We start from the raw sequence: 18,668 nt of genomic DNA, 5'->3' as shown, positions 1-18,668 counted from the left end.
CCGCACGCGAGAAACAGGACCACATGCATACTGCTGGCACGGTCAGGGCCACCGCCATGATGGTCGAAGATGTTGCGGGAAGGAAAATATTGCCGCCACATGTGGTCGGTGCGCCTGCGCCAGTGATGGCGTCTTGCCGGGGGCTGGTATTCGCTATGAGGTCACCACCCAGGGCCGATCGAGACAGGATTCTTCCAGATTGGCCGAAGCGCCGATGCGGTCCACGACGGCGAACAAGCCGCAGCCAAACAGCGGTGTCAGCACCCCGTGCCACGTGCCGCGGTGCAGGTTGACACCCTGATGCGGCGCCGTGCGGAATGCCAGCGGGCTGCCGGGCGCCCCGTCCACGTCGGGGGCTACGATCACGAGAAAGGGGTCGGCGTGTAGCGGCAGAAACGCCTGACTGCCTTCGGGGTGCCGCTCGAGCAGGTCGAAACGGTAGGGCAGGCTGCGCGGTTCGGCCCGAAAGAGGCTGATACCGGCGCGGCCCTCCGGCCCGAAATCGAGCGTCGCGCGGTCGTGCCAGCGTCCGCAGAGGCCCGCGTTGATGATCCGGTCCGGCGCGCCGGAACAGTCGAGCACGTCCCCGAAAGGCGCGAAGGCTTCGGCGGTCAGTGTCCGGCTGCGGATCTCGCGGCTCATAGCGGCATGTGACGGTTCACGTCCTTGTAGAGAAGATAGCGGAACGGCGTATCGCCGGTGGCGATACAGGCCTGCGGGCAGAAGGCGCGCAGCCACATGAAATCCCCCGGGCCGACCGCGACCCAGTCGCGGTTGAGCAGATAGTCCGCCGTGCCCTGAAGCACGTAGAGCCCGTGTTCCATCACATGGGTCTCCGCAAAGGGGATGCGCCCCCCCGGCTGGAAGGTGACGATGTTGACGTGCATGTCGTGGCTCAGGTCCAGCGGGTCGACAAAGCGCTGCGTCGCCCAGACGCCATTGGTTTCGGGCATCGGGATCGGGCGCACATCGCGGTCGTGGGTGACCATGGGCAGCGGGGGCAAGACGCCTTCGGCCCCCACCCACCGCTTGCGGACCCAGTGGAAGCCGGCGATTGCATCGTCCTCGTTGAAGAGGGTCCAGATCGCACCGGCGGGCAGGTAGCAATAGCTGCCCGGCTCCAGGCTGTGCCGCTCGGCGCCGATGGTCAGCCGCAGCTGCCCGTGGGTGACGAAGATCACCGATTGGGCGTCGCGGTCCGCCTCGGGGGTCAGGCTGCCACCGCCGGGCTGGAGCTCGACGGCGTATTGGCTGAAGGTCTCGGCAAAGCCCGACAGGGGGCGGGCCAGAACCCACATCCGCATCCCCTGCCATCCCGGCAGGAAGCTGGTGACGATGTCGCGCTGCGTCGATGCGGGCAGAACCGCGTAGGCTTCGGTGAAAATCGCCGTGCTTTCGGGTGACACGCTTTGATCCGGCAGGCCACCGGGGGGGAAGGCATAGGTCACAGCATCGCCTCCAGCCGCAGGCGGGCAATCCGTTCGACCTGCTTGCAGGCCGTGGCGAATTCCGTCGCCGTATCGTTGGCGAGACGGGCCTCGAAGGCGCGCAGGATGCCCGCCTTGTCGTGATCCTTGACCGCGATGATGAAGGGGAAGCCGTGTTTGGCGGTATAGGCGTCGTTGAGTTCGGTGAAACGCGCGCGCTCGGCGTCGGTCAGCGCGTCGAGGCCCGCACTCGCCTGTTCGGCGGTGCTGTCGGCGGTCAGGCGCTGTGCGGCGGCAAGCTTGCCCGCAAGATCGGGATGCGCTTTCAGCACGCCCAGACGCTCTGCTTCGCTGGCTGAGCGGAACGCCCGCGCCAGCGCGCTGTGCACCCCGGCGGCACTATCGTGGGCGGGGCCAAGTTCAAGCGCAAAGGCACGCTCGGCGATCCAGGGCGAGTGTTCGTAGACGCCGCCGAAGCGGGCGACGAAATCGCCTGCGGCCAGACGGCTGGGCCGCTCGCTTGGCTGCGGCGGATGGGTCGCACGCCAGTGGTTGGCGATGTCGATCCGGCGCGGGGTCCAGACGCCTTCGAAGGTACCGATATACTCGACGAAGCGCCTCAGCGCCTGTATCCGGCCCGGACGGCCCACCAGACGGCAATGCAGCCCGACCGACATCATCTTGGCCGCGCCCTCGCGACCCTCGGCATAGAGCGAGTCGAAGGTATCCTTGAGATAGGTGAAAAACTGGTCGCCCGAGTTGAACCCCTGCGCGGTAGCGAACCGCATGTCGTTGCAATCAAGCGTATAGGGGATGATCAGCTGATCGGTTCCGGCGATGTCCGTCCAGTAGGGCAGATCGTCGTCGTAGGTATCCGAAATATAGTCGAACACGCCCGTCGCAGCGGCCAGACGGACCGTGTTGGCGCTGGTACGTCCACAGTACCATCCGCGCGGCGCCTCTCCGGTCACTTCGGCATGCAGGCGGATCGCCTCGGCCATGTCGGCGCGTTCGTCGGCCTCTTCGTGGTCGCGGTAGTCGATCCATTTCAGACCGTGACTGGCGATTTCCCACCCCGCGCCCTGCATCGCCTCGACCTGTTCGGGCGCGCGCGCCAGTGCCGTGGCAACGCCGTAGACAGTAACGGGGATACCGGCGCCGGTGAACAGGCGGTGCAGCCGCCAGAACCCGGCCCGCGCGCCGTAGTCATAGATAGATTCCATGTTCCAGTGGCGCTGGCCGGGCCACGGCTGCGCACCGACGATCTCGCTCAGGAACGCTTCGGATGCCGCGTCTCCGTGGAGAATGGAATTCTCGCCGCCCTCTTCGTAATTCACGACGAATTGCACCGCGATCCGCGCACCGCCCGGCCACTTGGCATCGGGTGGATTGGCACCGTAGCCGGTGAAATCTCTGGGATAGCGGTTCATGGATCTGGGCCTTGGTCTGTTTGCGCTGGCAATCTGCCCTGAAACAGGCCTCGCCGCAATTTGCAAAGCGCGGCCCCTGAAATGACGTGCGGGCCGGATTTGGGTATCCGGCCCGCCGCTCGCCCGAGTGTCACTGAAGCGTTTCTTGTTATATTTTCAGCTGGGTATTGTTAACCGCTGGCCTGTCTGGAGCATGTCGGGCGATTGGAGCGTGTCACGGATGGCATAAAGAACGCGCAGGGGCGCGCCGGGCCTTCCGTGGAATTGGAGTGCGGTGTCGCCCGGGCCGTCGCCGGGCCGGACGGTATCGATGTATTCGGGGTCGCATCGGGAAGCCACGGCGACAAACCGCGCCACCTCGGCAGCGGCTACCGCAGGATCCTGCACCTTTTCAATCGGTGTACCGCTGGGCCGGACCGGTGCCAGATCCTGCGCTGCGCCCGTCACGGGCGCAGTCAGCGCGGCGCAAATCAAGGCTGTCGTTGCTGCACATCGGATCATCATTCCCCCGGACATCGACCACCAGATATAGCCGCTGATGTCACAGCGGCCCTGTTTCGATAAGTCTGGCACCAGATATAGGCAAAGAGTGATTCGCGGGTCAAAGCAAAAACGAATCACATGGACAGAAATCGACGAATCGCTTGTCAAAAGGCCGAATCAGCGCAATCTGACAGGCCAGACGGGCCACCGACCGGACCCGAGTGCGAAAGGATGCGCGACAATGGCGACCGGATATCTGACCACCCACGTTCTCGATACGGCACGGGGCATGCCTGCGGCGGGGATCGGGATCACGCTGTTTCGCATCGACGGTGACACCCGTCACGAGGTCGCACGGACCCGGACCAACGCGGACGGGCGGACAGATGCGCCGATCCTGCCGGCGGAAGCATTCTCGCCGGGGGTGTACGAGCTGGTCTTCGATGCGGGCGCCTATCTGGACCGCGAAGGCGACGGAGCGGCGCAGCCGCGCTTTCTGGATGTAATTCCGATCCGGTTCGGGATGTCCGACCCGACCGCGCATTACCATGTGCCCCTGCTGCTGTCGCCCTACGGATATTCCACCTACCGCGGCAGTTGATGACGCTACGGCCATGCCCTTGTCAGGCCGGCCCGCACTGTGCGAGTTTGCGGATCTGAAATTCTGAACCCGGAAGGTGCCGACATGGCCGACACACCCTCACAAACGCAGGATACTGCCACCACGACCTCGGGCTCACAGCTGCCACAGGTGACAGAGCCGCGTAACGCCGGGCTACCGCTCGACCTCAACTGGGTGCTTGCCGCGCAGGCCAATACCTCGGCGATCGAGCGGCGCGCGGCCTCTCTGCCTGCGCGCAGGTCGGTGAAGAAAGAGTATCAGGCCGCGTGGCTGCTGAAAGCCGTCAGCTGTATCGACCTGACGACCCTGTCCGGGGACGATACCGCGCGGCGTGTCGGGCGGCTCTGCGCAAAGGCGCGCCAGCCGGTCGCGCAGGCCACGCTGGAAAAGCTCGGGATGCCCGGGCTGACCGTGGGCGCGGTCTGTGTCTATCACGACATGATCGGCCCCGCGGTCACGGCGCTGCGCGGCACAGGCATCCCGGTGGCCGCAGTCTCCACCGGTTTTCCCGCCGGGCTGTCGCCGTTCAAACTGCGTCTGGCCGAAATCGAACAGAGCGTCGCGGCGGGCGCGGATGAGATCGACATCGTGATCTCGCGCCGCCACGTGCTCAGCGGCGACTGGCAGGCGCTCTACGACGAGATGAAGGCCTTTCGCGCGGCCTGCGGCCCTGCGCACGTCAAGGCGATCCTCGCCACGGGCGAGCTTGGCTCCCTGCGCAACGTGGCGCGGGCGTCGCTGGTCTGCATGATGGCGGGAGCGGATTTCATCAAGACCTCCACCGGCAAGGAAAGCGTGAACGCCACGCTGCCGGTCACGCTGGTGATGATCCGCGCGATCCGCGACTATTACCAGCGCACGGGCTTCCGCGTCGGCTACAAACCCGCCGGCGGGATTTCCAAGGCCAAGGACGCGATCACCTATCTGGCGCTCATCAAGGAAGAGCTCGGCGACCGCTGGCTCATGCCAGACCTCTTCCGCTTCGGGGCGTCGTCCCTGCTGGGTGATATCGAACGGCAGCTCGAACACCATGTCTCGGGCGCCTATTCCGCCGGATACCGCCACGCCGCAAGCTGACGCAGGGTTCCCCGCAGGGAACCAACGCATTGAATAATATGGTTTATTTTTGGTTAACACCCCAGATAAGCCCCTCCGACCAAAGGGTTTTCCCATGACCGTAAGCGATATCTTCACCACCATGGACTATGGCACCGCCCCCGAATCCGCCGCCGAGGCGCTGGCCTGGATCAAGGATCAGGGCGGACGCTTCGGGCATTTCATCGACGGGGCGATGACCGACCCGGGCGAAACCTTCGAAAGCCGCAATCCGGCCACCGGCGGGGTTCTCGCGCATCTGACACAAGCCACGCAGGCGGATGTGGACGCCGCCGTGAAATCCGCGCGCCGTGCCCAGCCGAAATGGGAAAGCGCGGGCGGTGCCGCGCGGGCGCGCGTGCTCTACGCCGTCGCGCGGCTCTTGCAGAAGCACAGCCGCCTCTTCGCGGTGCTCGAAAGCCTCGACAACGGCAAACCCATCCGCGAAGCGCGCGACATCGACATCCCCCTGGCACAACGGCATTTCTATTTCCACGCGGGCATGGCCCAGCTGATGGACAGCGAACTGCCCGATGCCCGCGCCCTGGGCGTCTGCGGTCAGGTGATCCCGTGGAACTTCCCTCTCCTGATGCTGGCGTGGAAGGTCGCGCCCGCGCTGGCCATGGGCAACACCGTGGTGCTGAAGCCCGCTGAATACACCTCCCTGACCGCCCTGCTCTTTGCAGATATCTGCCGTCAGGCCGGGCTGCCGAAGGGCGTGGTCAATATCGTGACCGGCGACGGGGCCGTGGGCGAGATGGTGGTCGCGGCCGAGGTCGACAAGGTCGCCTTCACCGGCTCGACCGCCGTGGGCCGTCGTATCCGCGAAGCGACAGCAGGCTCCGGCAAGGCGCTGACGCTGGAGCTGGGCGGCAAATCGCCCTACATCGTCTTCGACGACGCGGATATCGATTCAGCGGTCGAAGGGCTGGTGGACGCGATCTGGTTCAACCAGGGACAGGTCTGCTGCGCCGGCTCGCGCCTTCTGGTGCATGAACCCGTCGCCGACCTTTTCCACGCCAAGCTGCGCGCGCGCATGGACAAGCTGCGCGTCGGCTCGCCCCTCGACAAATCCATCGACGTCGGCGCGATCGTGGACCCCAAACAGCTTGAGACCATCCGAAGCCTCGTGGATGCCAACACGGCAGGCGACACCCATGTCGCCGCCTGTGAACTCCCGCAGGAGGGCAGCTTCTACCCGCCGACGCTGATCAGCGGTCTCTACCCCGCCGATACGCTGATGCAGGAAGAAATCTTTGGCCCGGTCCTCGTCTCCACGACGTTCCGCACCCCCGCCGAGGCGGTCGAGATCGCCAACAACACCCGCTACGGGCTGGCCGCGACCCTGTGGAGCGAGAACATCAATCTCGCCCTCGATATCGCGCCGAAACTTGCCGCGGGCATTGTCTGGGTGAACGGAACGAACCTGATGGACGCGGCCGCCGGTTTCGGAGGCGTGCGCGAAAGCGGCTTCGGTCGCGAGGGGGGATGGGAAGGGCTCGCGGCCTACACCACGCAGAAGGCTCCCGCGAAAAAACTGAAGGCTCCGGCTCCGATGCAGGGGGAGGGGGCGCCGTCCGACGCGGTCGACCGGACCGCAAAGCTCTACATCGGCGGCAAACAGGCGCGCCCCGACGGCGGCTATTCCTCCCCTGTCTGGGGCAAGGGCGGTGCGCTTCTCGGGCACGCCAGCCTTGCCAACCGCAAGGATGTGCGCAACGCGGTCGAAGCGGCCCATGCCGCAAAGGCGTGGTCCAGAACCACGGGCCACCTGCGCGCCCAGATCCTCTATTACATCGCGGAAAACCTCGCCGCCCGCGCGGAGGCTTTCACCGACCGGCTCGATACCATGCAGGGCGGCAAGACCGGCAAGCGCGAAGTCGAGGCCGCGGTGGACACGCTGTTCAGCGCCGCCGCCTGGGCCGATAAATACGACGGTCAGGTCCACGGCGTGCCGATCCGCGGCGTTGCGCTGGCAATGAAGGAACCGGTGGGCGTCATCGGCGCGCTCTGCCCGGCTGATGCACCGCTTCTGGGCCTCGTCACCTGCATGGCCACGGCCATCGCCATGGGCAACCGGGTGATCCTGCACGCGTCCGAACCGTTTCCCCTCGCCGCGACGGATTTCGTTCAGGTGCTGGAAACCTCCGATGTCCCGGCGGGCGTCGTCAACATCCTGACCGGCGCACACAAGGACACCGCAGACACGCTCGCGCGCCACATGGACGTCGACGCGGTCTGGAGCTTCGGCGACCCGGCCCTCGACCGCGTGATCGAGGCAGGCTCTGCCACCAATCTCAAACGCACATGGGTCCAGAACGGCAGCGGCATCGACTGGCACAAACCGGATCTCAAGCGCTTCCTGCAAGCCGCCACAGAGATCAAGAACATCTGGATCCCCTACGGCGAATAGGCGCGCGACACCGCGTCTCCATTTTGCCAATAAACTCACGATCGGACCCTCAAGGGTCCGATCACTCGGCATCCGCCGCACATAGCTTGGCCAGCGGTGTGCGGTGTCAGTCGGTGGTGGTCGTCGTTTCCAGCCCCTCGGGCTTGCCCACGACGACGAAATGCAGGTTCTCGGGCTCCAGCAGCTCTGCGGCGACGCGCTGGACATCGGCGAGGGTCACACGCTCCACCCGCTCGTTGCGGGTCTTCACGTAGTCAGGGTCGAGCCCGATCATCTGCATCCCCACGAGGATGCCCGCGATCGTGCTGTTGCCGTCAAAGCGCAGCGGATAGGCCCCGGTCAGATAGGTCTTCGCATCGCGCAACTCCTCTTCCGTCACGCCCTCCTCCGCAGCACGGGCCCATTCGTCGCGGATCACCGACACCGCCTCGGCGATGCGGTCATTGGCCGAACTCACCGACCCCATGTAGGCATTGGCCAGATCGCGGGGATAGAGATAGGAATAGACCCCGTAGGTCAGGCCGCGCTTCTCGCGCACCTCTTCCATCAGGCGGCTTTCGAAAGACCCTCCGCCAAGGATCTGGTTGAGGATGACGGCGGCAAAGTAGTCATCGTCGTCGATACCGATGCCGCGCTGGCCGAACAGCGCCACCGATTGCGGCGTGTCGAAATCGACGACGGTCGTCCCGCCCTCGATCAGCGGCACGACTTCGGGCGGCAGCGTCGGGCCGCTCTGCGGCAGCTCGCCCAGCAGCGCGTCCATCATCAGGCCAAGCTCCTCGGGGGTGATGTCCCCGACGGCCCCGACCAGCACACGGTCACGCACCAGCGTGTTGCGATGGGCCTGCACCAGATCATCGCGGGTCAGCGCCGCGACGGACTCGGCCGTGCCCTCTTCGGGGGTTCCGTAGGGATGTGCGCCATAGGCCATCTCGGCGAAGGTGCGCTGCGCGATCTCATTGGGATCCTGCGCCGAAGACGCGATGCCCGACAGCACCTGCGCGCGCACCCGTTCGATGTCGGCTTCGTCAAAACGCGGGTTCTGGATCGCATCGCGCAAGAGCGCCACGGAGGCGTCGAAATTCTCGGTCAGTAAGCGGGCGGAAATCGTCACCTCCTCGGGGCTCGACGAGAACCCGAAAGAGGTCGCCAGCGCCTCGGTCGCGCGGGCAAAGGCACGGGCATCCATGTCGCCGGCCCCTTCTTCCAGCAGGCCGGTCATCATGTTGACCGCCCCGCGCTTGCCCTCCTCGTCAAGCGACGTGCCGCCGACAAAGGCAATTTCCAGGGCCACGAAGGGAAGCGAATGTTCCTCGACCAGCCAGGCGTTGATCCCGCCCGGAGAGGTCACTTCCTGTATCTCCACCTCGGCCCACGCGGGCACGGCGGCAGCTGTGAGAAGGCCGAAGGCGGCGGCGGCGAAACGGATCATTGGGTCACTCCTTCTGGGGTGGTCAGCCAGCCTGTCACCGACGCCTCGCGGCGCAGCAGGCGGGCGGCCTCCATGATGTCTTCTGCGGTCACGGCATCCAGCACATCGGGCCAGTTCTGCACGTCCTCGATCGTCAGACCGGAGGTCAGCGCACGCCCGTAGCGGTTGGCAATGCCGTCGACATTGTCCTGCGCGTAGATTTCGGAGGCACGGATCTGCAGCTTGATGCGCTCCAGCTGGTCGGCGTCCACACCGTCCTGCATGAATTGCGCAAGTGCTGCATCCAGCGCCGCCTCGCCGTCCGCAAGGCTCACGCCGTCGCTGGGAACGATCACCATGCCGAAGGTCGTGTCATCCAGCGACACGCCCGAATACCACGCGCTGGTGTAGGTCGCAGTGGGTTCGCTGAACTGCAGCTTGTCGGCGAAATAGCTTGTCGTGCCCCCGCCGAGGATTTCGGCAAGGATCGTCAGGGCGGCGGCGGTTTCCTGTGCCCCGCTGTCGCGCTCGGGCACCAGATAGCTGCGCATCACATAGGGCTGCGCCACCCGCGCATCGCGAAAGATCACGCGGCGCTCGGCGTTCTGGCGCGGCTCTTCGGTGCGCAGCCGGTCGGGCAGCGCGGGGTTCGCGGGGATCTTGCCGTAATGTTCCTCGGCGAGGGTGCGCACCTCTTCGGGGTCCACGTCACCCGACACCACCAGCACCGCGTTGTTCGGCGAATAATAGAGATCGTAGAACGACAGCGCATCATCGAGGTCGAGCTCTTCCATCTCGTGCATCCAGCCGATGATCGGGGTGCCGTAGCGGTGATTGAGGTACTGCGCCGCGCGCATCTGTTCGCCGAAGAGCGCCTGCGGGCTGTTCTCGGTGCGCTGGTTGCGTTCCTCGATGATGACATTGCGTTCGGTGGCGATGTTTTCGGGCGTCAGGCGGATGTTTTTCATCCGGTCGCTTTCCATCTCCATCATCAGATCCAGCCGGTCAGCGGCAATGCGCTGGAAATAGGCCGTGTAATCGTAGCTGGTAAAGGCGTTGTCGCGCCCGCCGTTCGCCGCGACAGTCGCCGAAAGCTCGCCGGCCTCCAGCTTGTCGGTGGCCTTGAACAGCAGGTGCTCAAGAAAATGCGCCACGCCCGACGAGCCCTTTGGCTCATCCGCCGATCCGGCGCGGTACCACACCATATGCTGCACCACCGGCGCGCGGTGGTCTTCGACCACCACCACCTGCATCCCGTTGTCGAGTGTAAAGTCGGTCACCCCCTTGGTCGCATCGGCCAGGGCCGCGCCGCCGACAGGCAGCAAAAGGGCGGTTGCAAGGGCGGTAGAGCGGAGAAATCGCAGCATGGGCGGGTCCTTCAGTAACCGGAATGACGGATCGTGTTTGCCATAGGTACGTGCCCCGCGCCGCTGTTCAAGCGAAGAAGGTCAAGATGACACAGATGTAATCGGATGGCTCAGTTCAGGGGCGGTGCAGAGGGGGTGCGCGCGCCCGCGCGGCGCCAGCGGTTCAGTTCTGCTTCTGCGTCCAGCGCCTCGCGTTTGTAGGCCTGGTTGTAGCGGTCCACGGGCACGATCCGGTACTGGGTGAACCGCGCCTTGCGGCGGCGGAATTCCGCATCGGTTTCGGCAAGCCGCTGACGGATATCGGGGGCGACGCCCAGACGGCTCGCGTGCTGCACAAGCGCGCCATCGCTGGCCGGAACCGGCGCATTGGCACTGTCGAGGGTGCCGCCAAAGGCCTGCGCCCCTTCGGCGAGCGCCGACCGGTCCGCACGGTTCGTGCCCTGAGGCGTGGGGGCTGGCAGCGCGCTGAAGCTTTCGGGTTCTTCGAGCGGCGCGACAGGCTGGATGCCGAATTCGTCCGGTCCTTTGGAGTTCGACCGAAGATCGCGCAGGCCGACGTTTGCGCATCCCGCGACGAGCACGGGCAGCACGATCAGCAGGGCAAGTTTACGCATGAAGGGCCTCCAGCTTCGCCATTGCCCACCAGTATCGCAGGCGGGGGCGCAATGTCACCCGGCTTTTTTACCTTTGGCGCCGCCGCGGGGTTTATCGCCGTCGGCAAAGAAAACCAGTCCGATGGCCCCGACGAATATGAAGATATCGGCGACATTGAAGACGAAGGGATTGTTGATCCCGCAGCACGATACATTGAGGAAATCCAGAACATATCCGTAGACCAGACGGTCCAGCACATTGCCCAGCGCCCCGCCGATCAGCAACCCCGCGCTGAGCTGCGTGATTTCGCGGGTCGCGGACCGGTAGGCCCAGATCACGACCGCAGCGCAGATCACCAGCGCCAGCACGATGAGAAACCAGCGGCTGGCGTCGCTGCTGCCGTCGAAGAGCCCGAAATTGATCCCCCGGTTTTCGCCGTAGCGGAAATTCAGCACCGGTGGCAGCACGTCGATGCTGCCCACCCGCGCGAGACCCATGGAGTGGATCACCGCGTATTTGGAGAACTGATCAATCAGGAAGGCCAGAAGCGTGCTGGAAAAGACTAAGCGCATCTGCCGGCCTCAGTGACGGAAATGGCGCATGCCGGTGAACACCATGGCAAGCCCCGCCGCATCCGCAGCGGCGATGACTTCTTCGTCGCGCATGGATCCACCGGGCTGGATCAGCGCGGTGGCCCCGGCCTCGGCTGCGGTGACAAGGCCGTCCGCGAAGGGGAAGAACGCGTCCGACGCCACCACGGACCCTTGGGTCAGGGGCGCGGGCAGGCCCATCGCTTCGGCCATGTCGACGGCCTTGCGGGCGGCGATGCGCGTGCTGTCCACGCGGCTCATCTGGCCCGCGCCAACGCCCACGGTCGCGCCATCCTTGACGTAGATGATCGCGTTGGATTTGACGTGTTTCGCAACCGTCCAGGCAAACAGCATGTCGCTGAGTTCCTGATCCGATGGCTGGCGTTTGGTGACGACTTTCAGATCATCGGGGCTGATCCGGCCGGTATCGCGGTCCTGCACAAGCCATCCGCCCGACACCTGGCGCGGGGCCAGACGTGCAGCCGTGGGGTCGGCCAGCCCGCCGGTGGTCAGCAGGCGCAGGTTCTTCTTTTTCTCGAACAACGCGATGGCCTCGGCCGTGGCGTCGGGGGCGATCACGACTTCGGTAAAGATGCCGGTGATGGCCTCGGCGGTTTCGGCATCCAGCGTCTGGTTCAGCGCGATGATCCCCCCGAAAGCCGAGGTGCGGTCGCAATCGAACGCGCGCGTATAGGCTTCGGCCAGTGTCTTTCCGCGCGCCACACCGCAGGGGTTGGCGTGTTTGATGATCGCCACCGCCGGTCCGTCCTCCGGCGCGAATTCCGAGACCAGTTCGAAGGCGGCGTCGGTGTCGTTGATGTTGTTGTAGGACAGCTCCTTGCCCTGATGCTGGCGGGCCGTGGCCACACCCGCGCGCGACGTGCCGTCGGTATAGAATGCCGCCTGCTGGTGCGGGTTCTCGCCGTAGCGCAGGGTCTGCGCCAGCGTGCCGCCAAAGGTTCTGCGGCGCGGCGTGCCGCCGACCGCATCCGCCATCCACGAACTGACGGCGGTGTCATAGGCTGCGGTGCGGGCATAGGCCGTCTGCGCGAGCCGCTGGCGCATCGCATAGGTCGTCTGCCCGTCATTGGCCGCAAGCTCGTCGAGGAACGGTGCGTAATCCTCCACGTCCACGATCACACTGACAAAGCCGTGGTTCTTGGCCGCCGAGCGGATCATCGCGGGTCCGCCGATATCGATGTTCTCGATCACTTCGGCGTATTCGGCCCCCTTGGCCACGGTTTCCTCGAACGGGTAGAGGTTGACCACCACCAGATCGATCGCGCCGATGCCGTGTTCGTCCATCGAAGCGACATGGGTGTCGTTGTCGCGCAGGGCCAGAAGGCCGCCGTGGACCACAGGGTGCAGGGTCTTGACCCGCCCGTCCATCATCTCGGGAAAGCCCGTCACCTCGGACACATCGCGGACCGTCAGGCCCGCATCGCGCAATGCCTTGGCGGTCCCGCCGGTCGACAGCAGTTCGACACCTCTGTCGGCGAGGGCACGGCCGAAATCGACCAAACCGGTTTTGTCGGAAACGGAAAGAAGGGCGCGCTTGAGCGGGGCGAGGTCGGCCATGGAAGGGGCTCCTGTTTGTCAGACATCGTCAAGGAACGGGTCGTCGCGTTCCAGATCACGCACGCCAATCGCAGTTTCCTGCGCTTTTGACAACGACCAGCGGACCCGCGTGGCCGGTTTTATCGCCCTTCCGGTCAAAACGATCTGCTGGCTTGCCCGCGGTTTAAGCCGTGTCGCCTCCAGATAGGCACCGGGTTCGAGCCGCAGTTGCAGCGTGCCATCGTGGCGGAAGACCCAGATTTCACCGGATTTCAACGCCATGGAAATCGCCGCGCCACCCAGATCGACGGTGGCGTCGACCTCTGGATGCAGATGGAACCGGATCTCGAAGCCGATCCCCTTGAGCTTGGTGCGATCGAGCGCGCGGTCGAAGCGGCGCTTGTCGATATCCTCCAGCGCCAGCAGCATATCCTCTCCGGCCAGCGCACGGCCATCGTTCGTCAGCTCCAGCGTGCGCGCATGGGTCAGACCGTGCGTCAGGACGTAACCATTGTGCCCGCCCTCGAACTTCATCCCGTCGCTGACCGGGGAGATTTCCACCGGCACATGCGTGGGCCCGTCGATCAGCGCTTCGCGCCCGCTGTAGCTGTCGGGCTCATCAAGCCGCGCGGAGGAATAGCCACCAAGGCTGAGCGCGGAATGGGACGGTGTCGCACGCCCCGCGCGTCGCCACGCCAGCCCGAAGGACGCGCCCGAGCCGCAGTTCACGATCAGCGGGCGCCGCCCCGATGTCAGTTCGAACGCGAGGGTAGACGCATGGGCATTGGCCGACGCGGCGCCCGTGGGCGGCGGGCTGGCGTCGATGATGATGCTGGTGCGGCCGGCCGACAGGCGCGCGTATCCCATCGACAGGCCCGACGGTTGCTTGCCACGGATGCCCGAGGCCGCCAGCGCGTGATCGAGCCACCCTTCCATCCCGCGACCGCCGCCGTGGAACCGTGCCAGCCCGCCATCGGCGTGACGCAGCGTGCGCAGGGTGGGCGCGATCCGCTCGATCGCTTCGAGATGCGGACGCGGCGTGCCGCGCCCCGCGTCGGCCAGTGCGGCAGCGGCCCATGTCAGCAGGGTAAAGACATCCAGCAATTCTTCGGGATTGCGCGTGGGCAGCCCCCCCTGCGCGTCGATCTGCGTCTGGCATTCACGCGCCAGCGCCTTGATCGCCGGATCGGCGAGTGTTTCCATCCCCTCCAGCGACAGGCCCGCGTAGATCAGGCCGGTCAGCGCCTCGAACCGGGCAAGGCCGGGGGCAGCGGCGTGCCAGCGCTTTGACAGGAATCGCGTCTGCTGGCCCAGAGAGCGGTAGAACGCGTCGCTGTCGGGTGCGTTCGGCCCGCCCCCGTGCAGGACGAATATGGCGTGGTTGATCCAGCGGATCAGGCGCCGGCCTGTCAGGTCGGGCGTCCAGCCGGGGCCGCGCCCCTGCCCGTAGCGGTCGATCCAGTCCCACAGCCACGTCTGTGCCGCGCGCCGCGACGGGGCGTCGCCCACGGCAGCCAGATCGTCGAGCCACGAAAACCCGTGCAGCGCGGCGGCAAAGGCGCCGTCGGGCGGCTCGATCTCCCACGGGCTTTGCGACGGAGCGGTGACCAGACTGCCCGCAAACAGGAAATTCCCCGCCACCAGCTGCCGGCCCTTGGCGAAGGCCCCGATGGTGCGCGGTTCGGGCGAAGAGACAAAGCCGCGGGCCTCGGCACGTCCCCGGGTGGCGGCGCGTGCGTGCCACTGGTTCAGCAAATGCGTCAGACGCGCATTCAAGCGGGGAAATTGGGTCATATACTCTGCCTCAGTCGCTCTGCGGCGCTCGGCCAAATCCTAACCGTTGGGATGCAGGGTGTCACCGCTTTTCGGCGGAAGACGACCGGCAACCGCGCCGCACCCGGCAAACCGCCTGCTCTTGCGATGCAGAACCGGGCGCGCGAGGATGCCCGGGGAGGAAAGACGCGATGATCGCCAGCCTGATGATGTATACGCACCCGGCGATAGACGGCGCGCTGCAACGCTACTGGCGCGCGATCCGCGCGGGGTTGCGGCGGCGCGGGATCGACGCACCGGCGGCGCTTGCGCAAGAGGGCGATCCCTTCGCGGTCTGGCGCGCGCCCGATCTGGTGCTGGGCCAGACCTGCGGGATGCCCTACCGCACGCGCCTGCACGACATGGTGCATCTGGTCGGCACACCGGACTACGGGCTGCCGGGCTGCCCACCGGGATACTACCAATCGGTGATCGTGGTCCGCGCGGACGATCCGAGGGCCCAGATCGCGGATTTCGCGACCGGCACGCTGGCCTATAACGATGCGCTCTCGCAATCGGGTTTCGCGGCGCTTCATGCGCATCTGGGCGAAAGTGGATTCCGCTTTGCCCGCCACCTGCGCAGCGGCGCGCACGCGCTGTCAGCGCATCTGGTCGCCGAGGGCCAAGCCGATCTTGCCGCGCTGGACGCTCAGACATGGCGTCTGCTGGCGCGTCATTCGCCGGTGGCCACGCAACTGAGAGTTCTTGAGCGCACAGCGCCCACCCCCGGCCTGCCCTATATCTGCGCCGATGTGGTGGACCCCCGCAAGGTCGCGGATGCGGTGGAAGAGGCGATCGACGCCCTAGACCCTGCGGACCGCGTGGCGCTGGATCTGCGGGGCCTCGTGCAAATTCCGGCCAGCGCCTATCTGGCCGTGCCGACGCCGCCCGACGGCGTGCTTCAGCCCTTGCGCAGGCAGGCGATGTAGAAGCCGTCCATGCCACCGGCCTCCGCCCAGAAATCCGGGCGCAGGCGCAATCCGCCTTCCTGCGTGATCCACGCCGGGTCGATACCGGGCAGATCCAGCGCCGCGCGGTCGACAGTCATGTCACCGTGGCGCTCCAGCGCCTCGTCGATCTGCACCTCGCCTTCGTCCGGCAGCAGGCTGCAGGTGCAGAACACCATCCGCCCTCCGGGTTTGAGCAGCGACCACGCGTGATCCAGAAGCTCTTCCTGAAGCGCGATGAGATCGCCGAACTCCGATCCGTCCTTGGCAAAGGGCAGGTCGGGGTGGCGGCGGATCGTGCCCGTCGCCGAACAGGGCGCGTCCAGCAGGATCGCGTCGAATTCGCCCTTGAACTGGCGCACGTCCTTGATGAAGGTCCGCGCCTTCAGATCGGTCCGGGCAAGGTTTTCCTTCAGGCGCTGCATGCGCGCGTGGCTGTCATCCACGGCCAGAACCTCGGCACCGGTCGCGGCCAGCTGCATCGTCTTGCCGCCGGGGGCGGCGCAGAGATCGAGAACCTGTTCGCCCGGCACGGCGGCCAGAATGCGCGCGGGCAGGGCCGCCGCGGCGTCCTGCACCCACCATGCGCCCTCGTCGAAGCCCGGCAGGGCCGACACCTGTCCGCCCGCAGCGACCCGCACCGTTCCGGTTGGCAAGACCGTCCCACCCAGACGTTCGGCCCAGCCCTCCGGATCGGCCTTCACGGTCAGGTCCAGCGGCGCGGCGCGGAAATGGGCCTGTTCCATCGCGATCATCGCATCGCTGCCCCATGCCTCGACCAGCGGGTTGCGCAGCCATTTCGGCAGGCGCGGCGCACGGCGGGCGGACCATGCCGCTTCGCCGTCGTCCGCCACCTTGCGCAGCACGGCGTTGGTCAGCCCCTTGAGGTGGCCATAGTGTTTGTGACCGGCAACCAGCGACACCATCGTGTTGACGACGCCGTGGGCGGCCCCGCCGGTACACAGCTCGAAGGTGCCCACGCGCAGGACATTGCGCACGGTCAGCGGCGGGGTCTTGTTCAGGTGGCGTTGCAGGATGCGGTCAGCGCGCTCAAGCCCGCGCAGGGTATCCTGCGCCAGACGCTGCGCACGGGCGCGGTCCTCGGGCGCGAGACGGTCCAGCACCCCTGCCCCGAGAAGTTCGGACATGAGCTTGCCTTCGCCGAGCACCTGATCGAGCAGGAAAACGGCCGATCTGCGGGCATCGACGCCGGGCTGGTCGGGTGTCTGGGACATGGATGCGCCTTTCCTGAGCGGGGTCTGGCGGTTGTCTGGGCGATTGTGCGCGATATATCAAGTGTAGCCGTAACAGGAGGACACCATGGCCCGTAAGCCATCGCCCAACGAGAAACCGATCCCCGATAACCCGATCCCGCCCCAGCCGGAGCCCGGTCCGGACCTGCCGCCGCCCGCACAGCGGGCGCTGGCCGAAGCCGCCGAGCGGCGCGCGCAGGCCGAAGCCCTTGATCTTCCGCCCGAACTGGGCGGCCGTCAGGGGCCCGAACCCGTGCGCTACGGCGATTGGGAGAAGAAGGGAATCGCGATCGATTTCTGACGCGCTGCCGGGGACGCGACGCGCCCCCGCCCGGACGCCTCAGCGCAGCGTGAACTCCGCGCTGTCACCGGTCCCTTGATCCGAGGTGAACCGGATCCGGTCGCCCGAGACCCTGACCTCCTGGCAATTGTAGCCCAGATCGTCGCCGCCCCATTCAAGGCTGCGGCAGAAATATCCGTTTTCCCACGTCCATTGGCCCGAAACGGCCCAGGCCGCGCCCTGACCCGAAATTGCGCCGTCGGGGCTGACTTCCAGCTTTACCAAAGGCCGGGTGAGTGTTTTGCCGGTCACGATGTTCTTGAAATCGGCGGCGCTGTCGATCTTGGACAGTTCGGCGGCAGCGGGGGCCGCGCAAAGCGCCAGAGCGGCGGCGGCCAGATGCATCTTGTTCATCATGGTATGACTCCTGTGTCGAAATCCTTACCCTGATATACGTAGCGTCAGCCGGATTGGTTTCATCCCGGGCTGTTTTTCCTGCCCTGCTGCGCCCGCCCGGGACTACTTCAGCCCCAGAACATCCAGCATGTCGTATTCGCCCGGCGCCTTGCCCTGCCCCCAGAGTGCGGCCTTCAGCGCGCCGCGCGCGAAGAGGCTGCGGTCCGAGGCGACGTGGCGCAGGATGATCCGCTCGCCCGCGCCCGCGAACATCACATCATGCTCGCCCACGATATCGCCGCCGCGAATCGCGCTGAACCCGATGTCGCCGGCCCGGCGGGCCCCTGTCATGCCGTCGCGGCCCGCATCGCGCACGTCCGACAGGCTGACACCGCGCCCCTCGGCGGCGGCTTCACCCAGCATCAGCGCCGTGCCCGAAGGCGCGTCGACCTTGCGGTTGTGGTGGGCCTCGATGATCTCGATGTCGAAATCCGTATCCAGTGCGGCGGCGACCTGTTTGGTCAGCTGCACCAGCAGGTTCACCCCGAGGCTCATGTTCCCGGCCCGCACGATGGTTGCACGCTGCGCGGGCGTGGCAAGCTCTGCGATTTCCGCGTCGCTCATCCCGGTGGTCCCGATCACGTGAACGCAACCCGCGTCAGCGGCGTGACGGGCGAATTCGAGCGTCGCGGCGGGGGCGGTAAAATCGATCACGGCATCGCAGGCGGCAATCGCTGCGGCAGCATCGTCGGTGACCTTTATATCCAGCGCGGCACCGCCCAGCGCCAGCCCCAGATCCTGACCGATCCAGTCATGACCCGCACGCTCCACGGCCCCGCAGAGCGTCAGGCTGTCGTGGGCGAGCACTTCGCTGACCAGCATCCGGCCCATGCGGCCCGAAACGCCGGTGATCGTTATCGCTGTCGTGTCTGCCATGGTCTGCCCCCGCTGCTGTGCCAGCGCGGTTTACCGCACGGCGAACCGCTTGGCA

General features: G+C 66.1%; 18 protein-coding genes. 5 read left to right on the top strand and 13 right to left on the bottom strand.

Annotation, left to right across the window (positions count from 1 at the left end):
* Window positions 1-153: 153 nt before the first annotated feature.
* The 4 genes from ABMC89_RS13070 to ABMC89_RS13055 all read right to left on the bottom strand — a co-directional run bounded on the left by ABMC89_RS13070 (window position 154) and on the right by ABMC89_RS13055 (window position 3,508).
* Window positions 154-642 carry an ureidoglycolate lyase gene (locus ABMC89_RS13070; RefSeq protein WP_349568397.1) on the bottom strand — a complete coding sequence of 163 codons (489 nt, stop codon included), beginning with the start codon at window positions 640-642 and terminating at the stop codon, window positions 154-156.
* Complete coding sequence (locus tag ABMC89_RS13065; protein ID WP_349568395.1) at window positions 639-1,448, bottom strand: bifunctional allantoicase/(S)-ureidoglycine aminohydrolase; 810 nt, start codon at window positions 1,446-1,448, stop codon at window positions 639-641. Before ABMC89_RS13065 ends, ABMC89_RS13070 begins: the two co-directional genes overlap by 4 nt.
* Window positions 1,445-2,857 (bottom strand): allantoinase PuuE, encoded by a 1,413-nt coding sequence (gene puuE / locus ABMC89_RS13060; RefSeq protein WP_349568393.1) that lies wholly within the window; start codon window positions 2,855-2,857, stop codon window positions 1,445-1,447. Before puuE ends, ABMC89_RS13065 begins: the two co-directional genes overlap by 4 nt.
* A 156-nt stretch (window positions 2,858-3,013) precedes the next feature.
* Entirely contained in the window at window positions 3,014-3,508 is a 495-nt protein-coding gene (locus ABMC89_RS13055; protein ID WP_349568391.1) for a LysM peptidoglycan-binding domain-containing protein, read from the bottom strand.
* A 73-nt stretch (window positions 3,509-3,581) separates the two neighbouring features.
* On the opposite strand from ABMC89_RS13055, the gene uraH reads away from it, so the two are divergent.
* From uraH to ABMC89_RS13040, 3 genes are all read left to right on the top strand, one after another.
* Complete coding sequence (gene uraH / locus ABMC89_RS13050) at window positions 3,582-3,941, top strand: hydroxyisourate hydrolase (RefSeq protein ID WP_349568389.1); 360 nt, start codon at window positions 3,582-3,584, stop codon at window positions 3,939-3,941.
* Window positions 3,942-4,025: 84 nt separating this feature from the next.
* The gene (gene deoC, locus ABMC89_RS13045) at window positions 4,026-5,039 is read left to right on the top strand and encodes a deoxyribose-phosphate aldolase (RefSeq protein ID WP_349568387.1); all 1,014 of its coding nucleotides are present in this window, start codon (window positions 4,026-4,028) and stop codon (window positions 5,037-5,039) included.
* A 94-nt stretch (window positions 5,040-5,133) separates the two neighbouring features.
* Entirely contained in the window at window positions 5,134-7,470 is a 2,337-nt protein-coding gene (locus ABMC89_RS13040) for an aldehyde dehydrogenase family protein (protein WP_349568385.1), read from the top strand.
* A gap of 106 nt (window positions 7,471-7,576) precedes the next feature.
* Here the strand turns inward: ABMC89_RS13040 and ABMC89_RS13035 are convergent, their stop codons facing one another.
* From ABMC89_RS13035 to ABMC89_RS13010, 6 genes are all read right to left on the bottom strand, one after another.
* Window positions 7,577-8,902, bottom strand: coding sequence for a M16 family metallopeptidase (locus tag ABMC89_RS13035; RefSeq protein ID WP_349568383.1), 1,326 nt, complete (start codon window positions 8,900-8,902; stop codon window positions 7,577-7,579).
* Entirely contained in the window at window positions 8,899-10,248 is a 1,350-nt protein-coding gene (locus tag ABMC89_RS13030; RefSeq protein WP_349568381.1) for a M16 family metallopeptidase, read from the bottom strand. The genes ABMC89_RS13035 and ABMC89_RS13030 overlap by 4 nt, the downstream gene beginning before the upstream one ends.
* A 110-nt stretch (window positions 10,249-10,358) precedes the next feature.
* Window positions 10,359-10,862, bottom strand: coding sequence for a DUF3035 domain-containing protein (locus ABMC89_RS13025; RefSeq protein WP_349568379.1), 504 nt, complete (start codon window positions 10,860-10,862; stop codon window positions 10,359-10,361).
* Between the two features lie 54 nt (window positions 10,863-10,916).
* A complete protein-coding gene (lspA, locus tag ABMC89_RS13020; RefSeq protein WP_349568377.1) occupies window positions 10,917-11,414 on the bottom strand; it encodes a signal peptidase II in 498 nt (165 codons plus the stop codon).
* A gap of 9 nt (window positions 11,415-11,423) precedes the next feature.
* The gene (gene purH / locus ABMC89_RS13015; RefSeq protein ID WP_349568375.1) at window positions 11,424-13,010 is read right to left on the bottom strand and encodes a bifunctional phosphoribosylaminoimidazolecarboxamide formyltransferase/IMP cyclohydrolase; all 1,587 of its coding nucleotides are present in this window, start codon (window positions 13,008-13,010) and stop codon (window positions 11,424-11,426) included.
* An 18-nt stretch (window positions 13,011-13,028) separates the two neighbouring features.
* Window positions 13,029-14,783: a heparinase II/III family protein gene (locus tag ABMC89_RS13010; protein ID WP_349568373.1), complete on the bottom strand. Its 1,755-nt coding sequence runs from the start codon at window positions 14,781-14,783 to the stop codon at window positions 13,029-13,031.
* Window positions 14,784-14,953: 170 nt separating this feature from the next.
* Here ABMC89_RS13010 and ABMC89_RS13005 point away from each other — a divergent pair, with 170 nt between their 5' ends.
* Window positions 14,954-15,730 (top strand): phosphate/phosphite/phosphonate ABC transporter substrate-binding protein, encoded by a 777-nt coding sequence (locus tag ABMC89_RS13005; RefSeq protein WP_349568371.1) that lies wholly within the window; start codon window positions 14,954-14,956, stop codon window positions 15,728-15,730.
* Here ABMC89_RS13005 and ABMC89_RS13000 read toward each other — a convergent pair.
* Entirely contained in the window at window positions 15,703-16,983 is a 1,281-nt protein-coding gene (locus ABMC89_RS13000; protein ID WP_349568369.1) for an RsmB/NOP family class I SAM-dependent RNA methyltransferase, read from the bottom strand. The genes ABMC89_RS13005 and ABMC89_RS13000 overlap by 28 nt on opposite strands.
* A gap of 133 nt (window positions 16,984-17,116) precedes the next feature.
* Between ABMC89_RS13000 and ABMC89_RS12995 the strand changes: the two genes are divergently transcribed.
* Window positions 17,117-17,302, top strand: a complete 186-nt coding sequence (locus ABMC89_RS12995) for a DUF1674 domain-containing protein (protein WP_349568636.1) — start codon at window positions 17,117-17,119, stop codon at window positions 17,300-17,302.
* 39 nt (window positions 17,303-17,341) lie between these two features.
* On the opposite strand, the gene ABMC89_RS12990 is transcribed toward ABMC89_RS12995, so the two are convergent.
* Together ABMC89_RS12990 and dapB are read right to left on the bottom strand one after the other, a co-directional pair.
* Window positions 17,342-17,698 (bottom strand): dihydrodipicolinate reductase, encoded by a 357-nt coding sequence (locus ABMC89_RS12990; protein WP_349568367.1) that lies wholly within the window; start codon window positions 17,696-17,698, stop codon window positions 17,342-17,344.
* A 102-nt stretch (window positions 17,699-17,800) separates the two neighbouring features.
* Entirely contained in the window at window positions 17,801-18,613 is an 813-nt protein-coding gene (gene dapB / locus ABMC89_RS12985) for a 4-hydroxy-tetrahydrodipicolinate reductase (RefSeq protein WP_349568364.1), read from the bottom strand.
* Window positions 18,614-18,668 lie beyond the last annotated feature (55 nt).

Origin of the sequence: Sulfitobacter sp. HNIBRBA3233, assembly GCF_040149665.1 — a bacterium.
Lineage (GTDB): Bacteria > Pseudomonadota > Alphaproteobacteria > Rhodobacterales > Rhodobacteraceae > Sulfitobacter > Sulfitobacter marinivivus.
This window is presented reverse-complemented; position numbering and strand designations above follow the sequence as displayed.

Coding starts and splice junctions, on each gene's coding strand:
- ABMC89_RS13070 (WP_349568397.1), bottom strand. CDS start 642: ATGAGCCGCGAGATCCGCAGCCGGACACTGACCGCCGAAGCCTTCGCG.
- puuE (WP_349568393.1), bottom strand. CDS start 2,857: ATGAACCGCTATCCCAGAGATTTCACCGGCTACGGTGCCAATCCACCC.
- uraH (WP_349568389.1), top strand. CDS start 3,582: ATGGCGACCGGATATCTGACCACCCACGTTCTCGATACGGCACGGGGC.
- deoC (WP_349568387.1), top strand. CDS start 4,026: ATGGCCGACACACCCTCACAAACGCAGGATACTGCCACCACGACCTCG.
- ABMC89_RS13040 (WP_349568385.1), top strand. CDS start 5,134: ATGACCGTAAGCGATATCTTCACCACCATGGACTATGGCACCGCCCCC.
- ABMC89_RS13035 (WP_349568383.1), bottom strand. CDS start 8,902: ATGATCCGTTTCGCCGCCGCCGCCTTCGGCCTTCTCACAGCTGCCGCC.
- ABMC89_RS13030 (WP_349568381.1), bottom strand. CDS start 10,248: ATGCTGCGATTTCTCCGCTCTACCGCCCTTGCAACCGCCCTTTTGCTG.
- ABMC89_RS13025 (WP_349568379.1), bottom strand. CDS start 10,862: ATGCGTAAACTTGCCCTGCTGATCGTGCTGCCCGTGCTCGTCGCGGGA.
- lspA (WP_349568377.1), bottom strand. CDS start 11,414: ATGCGCTTAGTCTTTTCCAGCACGCTTCTGGCCTTCCTGATTGATCAG.
- purH (WP_349568375.1), bottom strand. CDS start 13,010: ATGGCCGACCTCGCCCCGCTCAAGCGCGCCCTTCTTTCCGTTTCCGAC.
- ABMC89_RS13010 (WP_349568373.1), bottom strand. CDS start 14,783: ATGACCCAATTTCCCCGCTTGAATGCGCGTCTGACGCATTTGCTGAAC.
- ABMC89_RS13005 (WP_349568371.1), top strand. CDS start 14,954: ATGATCGCCAGCCTGATGATGTATACGCACCCGGCGATAGACGGCGCG.
- ABMC89_RS13000 (WP_349568369.1), bottom strand. CDS start 16,983: ATGTCCCAGACACCCGACCAGCCCGGCGTCGATGCCCGCAGATCGGCC.
- ABMC89_RS12990 (WP_349568367.1), bottom strand. CDS start 17,698: ATGATGAACAAGATGCATCTGGCCGCCGCCGCTCTGGCGCTTTGCGCG.
- dapB (WP_349568364.1), bottom strand. CDS start 18,613: ATGGCAGACACGACAGCGATAACGATCACCGGCGTTTCGGGCCGCATG.